Origin of the sequence: Inquilinus sp. CA228, from assembly GCF_052078665.1 — a bacterium.
In the GTDB taxonomy this organism is placed as follows: Bacteria; Pseudomonadota; Alphaproteobacteria; order DSM-16000; family Inquilinaceae; genus Inquilinus.
Genome location: NZ_JBQJIK010000005.1, coordinates 136,297 through 146,543 on the forward strand (window position 1 = coordinate 136,297; position 10,247 = coordinate 146,543).

At 70.4% G+C, this 10,247-nt stretch carries 9 protein-coding genes and 1 pseudogene; 7 read left to right on the plus strand and 3 right to left on the minus strand.

Annotated features, from left to right (window positions below):
* Positions 1-67 precede the first annotated feature (67 nt).
* The 4 genes and pseudogenes from hisS (at position 68) to ACTOWL_RS03915 (ending at position 4,013) form a co-directional block, all read left to right on the plus strand.
* Positions 68-1,411 carry a histidine--tRNA ligase gene (gene hisS / locus ACTOWL_RS03900; protein ID WP_441319875.1) on the plus strand — a complete coding sequence of 448 codons (1,344 nt, stop codon included), beginning with the start codon at positions 68-70 and terminating at the stop codon, positions 1,409-1,411.
* Positions 1,412-1,413: 2 nt separating this feature from the next.
* Positions 1,414-2,382 carry a small ribosomal subunit Rsm22 family protein gene (locus ACTOWL_RS03905; RefSeq protein WP_441319876.1) on the plus strand — a complete coding sequence of 323 codons (969 nt, stop codon included), beginning with the start codon at positions 1,414-1,416 and terminating at the stop codon, positions 2,380-2,382.
* A pseudogene (locus ACTOWL_RS03910) lies at positions 2,360-2,758 on the plus strand (DUF6881 domain-containing protein); the annotation flags it as partial. The gene ACTOWL_RS03905 and the pseudogene ACTOWL_RS03910, both read left to right, overlap by 23 nt.
* A gap of 247 nt (positions 2,759-3,005) precedes the next feature.
* Complete coding sequence (locus ACTOWL_RS03915; RefSeq protein ID WP_441319877.1) at positions 3,006-4,013, plus strand: glycosyltransferase family 4 protein; 1,008 nt, start codon at positions 3,006-3,008, stop codon at positions 4,011-4,013.
* Positions 4,014-4,031: 18 nt separating this feature from the next.
* Here ACTOWL_RS03915 and ACTOWL_RS03920 read toward each other — a convergent pair whose 3' ends face one another.
* Complete coding sequence (locus ACTOWL_RS03920; protein WP_441319878.1) at positions 4,032-5,699, minus strand: acetolactate synthase large subunit; 1,668 nt, start codon at positions 5,697-5,699, stop codon at positions 4,032-4,034.
* 207 nt (positions 5,700-5,906) lie between these two features.
* Here ACTOWL_RS03920 and ACTOWL_RS03925 point away from each other — a divergent pair, with 207 nt between their 5' ends.
* Positions 5,907-7,121 (plus strand): adenylate/guanylate cyclase domain-containing protein, encoded by a 1,215-nt coding sequence (locus tag ACTOWL_RS03925; protein WP_441319879.1) that lies wholly within the window; start codon positions 5,907-5,909, stop codon positions 7,119-7,121.
* A 55-nt stretch (positions 7,122-7,176) separates the two neighbouring features.
* On the plus strand, positions 7,177-8,217 hold the full coding sequence (locus tag ACTOWL_RS03930; protein WP_441319880.1) for a zinc-dependent alcohol dehydrogenase family protein: 1,041 nt from the start codon (positions 7,177-7,179) through the stop codon (positions 8,215-8,217).
* 9 nt (positions 8,218-8,226) lie between these two features.
* Here the strand turns inward: ACTOWL_RS03930 and ACTOWL_RS03935 are convergent, their stop codons facing one another.
* Together ACTOWL_RS03935 and ACTOWL_RS03940 are read right to left on the minus strand one after the other, a co-directional pair.
* Entirely contained in the window at positions 8,227-8,514 is a 288-nt protein-coding gene (locus tag ACTOWL_RS03935) for a hypothetical protein (protein ID WP_441319881.1), read from the minus strand.
* 7 nt (positions 8,515-8,521) lie between these two features.
* The gene (locus tag ACTOWL_RS03940; RefSeq protein WP_441319882.1) at positions 8,522-9,154 is read right to left on the minus strand and encodes a LysE family translocator; all 633 of its coding nucleotides are present in this window, start codon (positions 9,152-9,154) and stop codon (positions 8,522-8,524) included.
* A 174-nt stretch (positions 9,155-9,328) separates the two neighbouring features.
* Between ACTOWL_RS03940 and ACTOWL_RS03945 the strand changes: the two genes are divergently transcribed.
* On the plus strand, positions 9,329-9,946 hold the full coding sequence (locus tag ACTOWL_RS03945) for a hypothetical protein (RefSeq protein ID WP_441319883.1): 618 nt from the start codon (positions 9,329-9,331) through the stop codon (positions 9,944-9,946).
* Positions 9,947-10,247: the final 301 nt, after the last annotated feature.

Sequence of the window (10,247 nt, forward strand, 5' to 3'; positions counted from 1 at the left end):
ATTCCCCGCGGGTGACGGCGGCGGCGCGATCGGCTAAACCGCCACACTCCCTAGGAAGATGACCGCCATGTCCGAGACCCGAATCATCAAGCCCCAGCCGATCAGCGGCTTCCCGGAATGGCTGCCGGAGGAGAAGCTGGTCGAGGACCGCGTCCTGCGCATCATCCGCGACGAGTTCGAGCGCTACGGCTTCACCCCGATCGAGACGGCGGCGGTGGAGCGGCGCGAGATCCTGACCGCCAAGGGCATCGTCGAGAAGGAGATCTACGCCCTGTCCCGCCTGGCGGCGGGGGAGGGTGAGGACGCTTCGACCGACATGGCGCTGCATTTCGACCTGACCGTGCCGACGGCGCGCTACGTGGCGCAGAACGCGGCCCGGCTGACCTTTCCGTTCCGCCGCTACCAGATCCAGAAGGTGTGGCGCGGCGAGCGGCCCCAGGCCGGCCGGTTCCGCGAGTTCTACCAGGCCGATATCGACGTCATCGGCAACGGCAGCCTGGGCTTGCTCAACGACGCCGAGATCCCCTGCGTCATCAACGCCATCTTCGCCCGCATCGGCATCGGCGAATTCGTCATCCGCATCAACAACCGCAAGCTGCTGCAGGGCTATCTGCTCGACCAGGGGCTGACGGCCGAGGGCGTCGGCGCGGCGCTGAAGGTGATCGACGCGATCGAGAAGGTCGGCCGCGAGCGCACCTTGGCGGATCTTGCCACCCATGCCGGCGTCGACGCGGCGATTGCGGCGCGGATCGTCGATCTCGTGACCCGTCCGGTGACCATCGCCGACCTGCGCGCGATCGAGGGTGGCGCGCTGTACCGCGAGGGGCTGGACGAGCTGGGCCAGGTGGCCGACGGCCTCGCCGCCTTCCAGGTGCCGGCGCATCGCTGGCGCATCGACCTCGCCATCGTCCGCGGCCTCGACTACTACACCGGCACGGTCTACGAGACCCAGCTGGTGGCGAATCCTGAGGTCGGCAGCATCTGCTCCGGCGGCCGCTACGAGGACCTGGCCAGCAACTACACCAAAGCGAAGCTGCCGGGCGTCGGCATCTCGATCGGCGTCACCCGGCTGCTGTCGCGCCTGTTCGACGCCGGCCTGCTGAAGCCCGGCGCCGCCACCCCCGCCGCGGTGCTGGTGACGGTGATGGACCGGGCGCAGCTGCCCTATTATCTCGGCCTGGCCACCGCGCTGCGCGCCGCCGGCATCGCGACCGAGCTGTTCACCGAAGGCAAGAAGGTCGGCGACCAGCTGAAATACGCCGACAAGAAGGGTTTTCCCCTGGCCGTGATCGCCGGCGAGACCGAGATCGCCGCCGGCACCGCGGTGCTGAAGAACTTGGCGTCCGGCGAGCAGTCGACCCATCCGCAGGGCGATCTGGCCGAGGCCGTGCGGCAGGCGCTCGCCGGGTAGCCATGGAACTGCCGGCCGCCCTGCGCGTCGCGGTCGACCGGGCGCTGGAGGGCGTCGCCCTGGCCGAGCTGTCGGCCGCGGCATCGCGGCTGTCGCAGCGCTACCGGGCCGAGCTGCGCGACGGCCGCTTCCATGTCGCGGACGACCGCGCGGTCCAGGCCTATCTCGCCACCCGGCTGCCAGCCACCTACGCGGCAATCCGCGCCTGCCTGGAGGCGGTGGCGGAGCGTCGGCCGGATTTTTCCCCCGCCAGCCTGCTCGACGCCGGCGCCGGGCCGGGCACCGCGCTCTGGGCCGTCGCGGAGACCTGGCCCGAGCTTTCCGCCGCCACGCTGCTGGAGGGCAGCGCCGCCTTCCGCGACTGGGGCGCCCGGCTGGCCGGGGACGACCTGCCGCCGGCGGACTGGCGCGCCGCCGACCTGGCCCGGCCGCTGCCGGAGCTGCCGGCGCATGACCTCGTCATCCTGTCCTATGTGCTGGACGAGCTGGCGCCGGACCGGCGCGGCGCCCTGGTCGACGGGCTGTGGGCAACCACCGCCGACCTGCTGCTGGTCGTCGAGCCCGGCACCCCGGCCGGGTACCGCCGCATCCTCGACGCCCGCTCGCGCCTGATCGCCGCCGGCGGCCATGTCGTGGCGCCATGCCCGCACGACCGCGCCTGCCCGCTGGTGGAGCCCGACTGGTGCCACTTCGCCCGGCGCGTCGCCCGCTCGCGCCTGCACCGCCAGGCCAAGGGCGGCGAGGTGCCGTGGGAGGACGAGAAATTCGCCTATGTCGCGGTCTCGCGCCGTCCGGGCGCGCCGATCATGGGCCGCGTCATCGCCCCGCCCCGCGGCGCCGGCTCCCGCATCGACCTGCGGCTGTGCACGCTGGACGGCGTGGCCGAGCGCACCGTGACCAAGCGCGACGGGGCGCTGCTGAAGACGGCACGGCGCCTGCGCTGGGGCGATGCACTGGGGGCCGAGCCGTAGGTTGGGTTCGCCTCGGCGAACCCAACATGCTGCGGCCCGAACCGATGTTGGGTTCGCGTTCGCGAACCCAACCTACGTGTCCAAAAAACGGTATGATCCTGCGGTAGATCCGAGGGAGATCCGCTTGGAATACATTCGGGTTCGGTGGCTTCACGGTTTCCCAAATGAGCCAGTGCTGCTCATCAGCGAGCTCGACGAGGCCCGACGGGAAACCCGGAAGATCGAGATCTTTCCGGACGGCTCCACAGGGTACGCCGATAACCGAGTGGAGCACGGAGGCACCCGGTTGGGTCTGGTTCCTGTCCCGCCGATCGCGGAAATCGCCGCCGACCCCCAGTTCATCCCCGAAGAAATCACATGCCAGGAGTTCGAGGACGCCTGGAGCCTGCGCATCCATGCCGAACGTGCGGCGCGGGCGGACATCCCCAAGGCGCTGGACATCCTCAAGCGCGCCGGCGTCGGCAATCCTCCGGCGAAAGGCGATGCCTTGCCCCGGGGGCGGAAACATCAATCGTTCGCCGCTGCCGAAGACCGCCCGGCGGCTGAAATGGGGCGACGCGCTCGGCCCCGGCGCGTAGCCTTGCGTCACTGCTGCGGTGACCGGCGGCAGGAAAGGGCACATCTTGCGCATCGCCATGCTGGCGCCGATCTCCTGGCGCACGCCGCCGCGCCACTACGGCCCGTGGGAGTTGGTGACCAGCCTGCTGACCGAGGCGCTGGTGGCGCGCGGCGTCGACGTCACCCTGTTCGCCACCCGGGACAGCCTGACGGCCGGCACGCTGGCCGGCGTGTGCCCGGCGCCTTATTCCGAAGACCCCGCCATCGACGCCAAGGTCTGGGAGATGCTGCACGTCGCCCATGTGTTCGAGCGGGCGGGCGAGTTCGACCTGATCCACAACCAGGCCGATTTCGTGCCGCTCGCCTTCTCGCGGCTGGTGGCGACGCCGGTGGTGACGACGATCCACGGCTTCTCCTCCGACCGCATCCTGCCGGCCTTCCGGGCGTATCAGGACCGGGTCCACTACGTCGCCATCAGCGACGCGGACCGCAGCCCCGGGCTGCGCTACGCCGCGACCATCCACCACGGCATCCGGCTGCAGGATTTCCCGTTCGACCCGCAGGGCAGCGACGATCTGCTGTTCTTCGGCCGGATCCACCCGGACAAGGGCGCGGCGGAGGCGATCGCAGCAGCCCACCGGACGGGGAGACGGCTGGTGATGGCCGGCATCGTCCAGGACCAGGGCTATTACGACAGGGAGGTCGTGCCCGCGCTCGACGGCCGGTCCGTGCTCTATCGCGGCCCGCTCGGCGGGGCGGACCGCACGGGCGCGCTGGGCGCCGCGCGGGCCATGCTGCACCTGGTCAATTTCGACGAACCCTTCGGGCTGTCGGTGGTCGAGGCGCTGGCCTGCGGCACGCCGGTCATCGCCAGCAGGCGCGGCGCGATGCCCGAGCTGATCGACCACGGCGTGACCGGCTTCCTGGTCGACAGCGTCGACGAGGCGGTGGCCGCGATCGGCCGGATCGGCGAGGTCGACCGCGCCGCCTGCCGGGCGGCGGTGGCGGCCCGCTTCACCGTCGACCGCATGGCCGACCGCTATCTGGCGCTGTACCGGTCGATCCTGGGCTGAGGGTCGACCGGCCCCGCCTCAGTCGGCTTCGACCGCCGAGGCGTGGCTGCGCAGCTCCTCGATGAACACCCGGCTGTTCTCGGTGTAGTCGATCGGCACGCTGACCAGATGCACGCCGCCCTGGGCGAAGGCCTGCTCCAAGGTCGGCGCGAAATCCTCGGCGGATTCGACCTTCCAGCCGGTGGCGCCATAGGCCTGGGCGTAGGTGACGAAATCCGGGTTGCCGAAGGTCAGGCCCCAATCGGCGAAGCCCTGCGCCTCCTGCTTCCAGCGGATCATGCCGTAGGCGTTGTCGACCAGGATCACCACAACCAGGTTGAGCTTCAGCCGGATCGCCGTCTCCAGCTCCTGCGAGTTCATCATGAAGCCGCCGTCGCCGCACACCGCCATCACCCGGCGGTCCGGATACAGCATCGCCGCCGCCATGGCCGAGGGCAGGCCGGCGCCCATGGTCGCCAGCGCATTGTCCAGCAGGATGGTGTTGGCGATGTGGGTGCGGTAGCTGCGGGCGAACCAGATCTTGTACATGCCGTTGTCGAGGGCGACGACGCCGTCCTCCGGCATCACCGCGCGCACGTCGTGGACGATGCGCTGCGGCAGCAATGGGAACCGGTCGCTGGTGCCGTCCGCCGCCACCTTCTCCAGGATCCTGCGGCGCAATTCGGCGAAGGCCTCGGCCGCGGTCGGGTGCGGCCCGCCGAAGACCTCGGCGATGCGGGCCAGCGAGGCGCCGATGTCGCCCACCACCTCATGGTCCGGGAAATACACCTCGGCGATGTCGGCCGGCTGGTAGCCGACATGGATCACGGTCTGCCCCGCCTGCTCCATGATGAAGGGCGGCTTCTCCACCACGTCGTGGCCGATCGCCAGGATCAGGTCGGCCTTGGTCACCGCATCGTGCAGGTAGTCGCCCTCGGACAAAGCGGCGGTGCCGATATAGAGGCCGGAATTGCCGTCGACCGCGCCCTTGCCCATCTGCGTGTTGAAGAACGGGATGCCCATCCGGCGCACGAAGTCGGACAGCGCCGGCACCAGGTGGCGGCGGTTGCCGGCGGCGCCGATCATCACCAGCGGGCGCTGGGCCGCGCGCAGCATCTCGGCGGCGGTGGCGACGGCCACGTCGTTGCCCACCGGCAGCTCCAGCGGGTGCAGCGGCACCGGCCCCAGCCCGTCGGGCGCCGGAAAGGCGGCGATGTCCTCCGGCAGCTCCAGATGCACCGGGCCCGGCCGCTCCTCCTGGGCGATGCGGAAGGCGTTGCGCACCAGGGTCGGGATCGCGCCGGTGCTGACGATCTGGCGCGACGACTTGGTCAGCGGCCGCATGGTGGCGACGATGTCGACGATCTGGAACTGCGCTTGCCGGCTCTTCAGGATCGGCTTCTGGCCGGTGATCATCACCATCGGCATGGCGCCCAAGAGGGCATAGGCCGCGCCGGTGGTCAGGTTGAGGGCGCCGGGCCCGAGCGTGGTCAGGCACACGCCGGCCTTGCCGGTCAGCCGGCCATAGGTCGCGGCCATGAAGGCGGCCGACTGCTCGTGCCGGGTGACGATCAGCGCGATGCCGGAGCGGCGGAGCGATTCGACGATGTCGAGATTCTCCTCGCCGGGCACGCCGAAGACGCGGTCCACGCCCTCATTGACCAGGGCCTCGACGAGAAGGTCGGAGCCGGTCCGTTGCGCAGCCATGGTGGTCCTCTCTTGCTGGGCGGTGCGATGTGCCCTGCAAAGATAGGCCGTAAGCGACGCCGATGACATGACCGTGCCGCAGGGCAGACGGACACCGCGCGCACGGGCGGCATGGCCGCGGTGGTGGCCAGGGCCGCCCCGCGATGCGATGCTGTCCGCGCCAAGCGCCGCATTGACCGCGACCCGCCGAAGGTATTCTCTCCCGCCATGCAAGACGGATTGCCGCCGGACTGGGACTGCCGACCGATCGCCGAACGGCATCGCGCCGGGCTGCAGGCGCTCGGCCTCTGGCTGGTCGAGGCGACGCGGCAGCCGGTGCCGGTGAAGTCCCTGTTCCCCGGCTTCTGCGAGCGTGTGGCCGAGACCATCGTCCCGGCCTGGCGGATCAATCTCGGGCTCGAGGTGCTGCATCCGGAGATCAGCGGCACCATGCTGGTCTGGACCGACGACAGCCTGGAGTTCCGCGAGCGGGAGCGGCACCAGATCCTGCAGAGCCCGAGCTATCTCAACAGCCCGACCAAGATCGTCGACGACACCGAGCGGCCCTGGCGCCGGCGGCTCGACGCCGACGCCAGCGAGATGCCGCTGCTGGAGGAGCTGCGCCAGCTCGGCACCACCGATTTCTTCATCACGCCGCTGCCCTTCCTCGACACCAGCCGCACCCGGGTCCTGTCCTTCGCCACGCGGCAGCCGGGCGGCTTCGACGACGACGACCTGAAGGCGCTGGACACCGCCGCCCGGCTGTTCAGCCCCTATGCCGAGCGCCAGGTGTGGAAGCGCATCGCGCTCGACCTGCTCGACACCTATGTCGGCGCCCGCACCAGCCAGCGCATCATCGAGGGCCAGATCGAGCGCGGCGAGGTCGACTGGATCGAGGCGGCGATCTGGCTGGCCGACCTGCGTGCCTTCACCCGGCGCAGCGAGGTGCATGCCATCCGCGACGTGGTGGCGATGCTGAACGGCTGGTTCGGCGACATGGGTGTGGCGATCGAGGCTGAGGGCGGCGAGATCCTGAAATTCATCGGCGACGCGGTGCTGGCGATCTTCCCGGTGACGGCGGAGACCGACCGCGGCACCGCCTGCGCCGCCGCTTTGGCCGCGGCCGAGGCCTTCTGCACCCAGGTCGACGCCACCAATGCCGAGCGCGGGCTGACCGGGCCGGACGCGGTCGATTTCGGCATCGGCCTGCATCTCGGCGAGATCGCCTACGGCAATATCGGCGCGGCCCGGCGGCTGGACTTCACCGTGATCGGCCCGGCGGTGAACCGCGCCAGCCGGCTGGAGGAGCTGACCAAGACCCTGCGCCGCCGGGTGCTGGTGTCCGAGCCGTTCCGCGACGCCTGCGGCCGCCCGCTGCTCGACCTCGGCCACCACCCGCTGCGCGACGTCGAAGGCACGCATCGGATCTTCGGCATAGGCTAGAAGGCCTCAGGCGCGCCCGCGCCTCCTTCCATCAACAGCGACAGGTCCTGCCGCGATGAAAGCCGTCGTCTTCGAACAGTTCCGCCAGGCGCCGACCATCCAGACCGTGCCCGACCCGTCGCCGTCGGCGGAGGGCGTCGTGGTCAAGGTCGAGGCGACCGGGCTGTGCCGCAGCGACTGGCACGGCTGGATGGGGCACGATGCCGACATCGTGCTGCCGCATGTGCCGGGGCACGAGCTGGCCGGCACCATCGTCGCGGTCGGGCCGCAGGTCCGGCGCTGGCGCGAGGGCCAGCGCGTCACGGTGCCCTTCGTCGCCGGCTGCGGCCATTGCCCGGAATGCGCCAGCGGCAACCAGCAGGTCTGCGAGCGGCAGTTCCAGCCCGGCTTCACCGCCTGGGGCTCCTTCGCCGAATATGTCGCGCTCGACTTCGCCGACGCCAATCTGGTCGCCCTGCCGGACGAGATCGATTCGGCCACGGCGGCCAGCCTGGGCTGCCGCTTCGCCACCTCGTTCCGCGCCATCGTCGACCAGGGCCGGGTCCGCGGCGGCGACTGGGTGGCGGTGCATGGCTGCGGCGGCGTCGGCCTGTCGGCGATCATGATTGCCCGCGCCCTCGGGGCCAATGTGGTGGCGGTCGACCTGACCGACCAGAAGCTCGACCTCGCCCACCAGCTCGGCGCCACGGCGGCCGTCAACGCCGCGACCTCGACCAATGTCGTGCACGAGATCCGCGACCTGACCGGGGGCGGCGCGCATGTCTCGGTCGACGCGCTCGGCCACCCCGCCACCTGCATGAACTCGATCCGCTGCCTGCGCCGGCGTGGCCGGCACATCCAGGTCGGGCTGATGCTGGACGACCACGCCCGCCCGCCGGTGCCGATGGACCGGGTGATCGCCTATGAGCTGGAGATCCTCGGCAGCCACGGCATGCAGGCGTTCCGCTACCAGGCGATGCTGGACATGATCGCGGCCGGCACGCTGGCCCCGCAGAAGCTGATCGGCAGCCACATCAGCCTCGACGAGGCGGCAGCCGCGCTGACCCAGATGGACCGCTTCGACAGCACCGGCATCAGCGTCGTCACGCGGTTCTGAGGGCGGGGATCAGGCCTCGTCCCAGGACCATGGGCCGCTTTTCTCGACCAACCGTTGCTGTGCGGCCTCGACCCGGGCCCTGTAATCCGCGAGGAAGGGCTCCGGAAGGCTGCGTTCGAGGTAGCCCCACAGCCGTGTCAGAGCCCAGAGCTCGCCGTCGTGCCGGACCGCTTCGCGAAGCCGGCTGCCGTTCTCGTCGTCCAGCGTCCGTGCCAGAAACTCGAACAGCACGACGGCTTCATCCCGGGTGAGCGCAAGAGGGACCGATCCATCACTGTCCGGCTCCGCTCCGCTCATCTTCCCCTCACGCCCGCCCGGCGCCCAGGATCAGGCGGATGCCCAGCGCGCCCATGACCGAGCCGGCGGCGCGGTCGAACCAGCGCTTCCAGCGCAGATAGACCGCGCGCGGCCGGTCGGCGGAGAACACCAGGGCGACGATCGTGTACCAGCCGGCCTCGATGGTGAAGATCGCCGGCAGCAGCACGGCGAAGGTCCAGCCCGGCACCTGCGGCGGCAGGAAGGCGGCGAAGATGCTGCCATAGACGACCGCGGCCTTCGGGTTGCTCAGCTGGGTGACGGCGGCCAGGGTGAAGGACCGGCGGACGCTGCGCGGCCGGCCGTCCGCCGTCTTCGGCACCGCGATCGGCTGCGCCGCGGTGTGCCACAGGGCGACGGCGAGCCACAGCAGGTACAGGCCGCCCAGCACCTTCAGCGTCAGGTACAGCCATTCCACCTGGGCCAGGATCGCCTGCAGGCCGAACAGGCCGAGCCCGCCATAGACCACCCCGCCGACGCCCATGCCCAGCGCGGCCGCCAGCCCGTCGCGGCGCGACAGGGCGATGGCGGTGCGGGTGACGAAGACGAAGCTGGGCCCCGGGCTGGCCGCGCCGACCACGATGGCGCCGAGGATGCTGAGCAGCGGGATGGCAAGATCCATGATGTCCTCCTGAGGCCGTCAATCTGTCGGAATCTCGGATCCGAAACCATTCATTCTTGTCCCCCTCCCGCGAGAAACGCGTGGCCCGGCTCCGGTTAACGCAATGTTCATTGCGCTCATTCGCGATCTTCGTTCATGATACGTTCCATGGAAATGCTGCCTCAGGATTTCGGATTGGAGGACGGGCCGGTCGATCCGGACCTGGCCTGGACGCGATGGGCGCTGGGCTCGCTGGGCGAGCTGGTCGAGATCGGCCTCCGCTCGGCCCGGATGACCGCGACGGAGCAGATGGCGACGCCGATCACGCAGACGAAGCCGGATTTCGCGTTGGCGCAGGTGCGCCTGGCCCGCTCGGTGCGGCTGTCGATCGCGATGACCCAGCGGGTCCGCGAGAATTATCAGGATCGCAAGGACGGGAAGCCGGAGCCCACGCCCGCGGAGGAAGCGGCCGAGGCCGCGCCGGCCGAAGCCGCTCCGGCTGCTGCCGGGCCGAAGGATGGCGGGCCCCGCCGGACGGAGCCGCGCGAGTCCCTGACCGAGAGCGAGCGCCTGGAAACCGAGCTCGAGCCGTTCGAGGAGGCGGAGGAGCGCCGCGACCTGGACGCCGCCTTGCTGCCGCGGGACTGGGACGGCGCCGCCGCCGAGACTCCCGATCGCCTGCCCCCCGATCCCGTGCCCAACGACCCTCTCGAAGCCGTGGCCGCTCGGCCCGAGCACGACTGGCGCCGTCCGTCGGACGAGTCCGACACCGGCCGGCCCATGCCGAAGCCGTGGAAACCGGACAGCAGCTGAGGGCAGGCGTGGCGCGACCGCGTAGGTTGGGTTCGCCTTCGAACCCAACATCCCGCCGCCGTCGCAGCCCTTGATCTGTTGGGTTCGCTGCCGCGAACCCAACCTACGGTGTGCCGAGCATGATCGACAGCTTGGAGGTGGAAGTCCTCTGTCCAGCCTGATGGCGGTGAAGGACTAGCGAAGCGCAAGGGCGTCGCCGTGAGGCGGGGTCTGAAGGAAGCGTGGAGCAAAGCCGCGGCCCGATGGACAAGAACCGGATACGAGGCCTGCCCGGTCGGACGAGCGAGCCGTTGATCGCGAA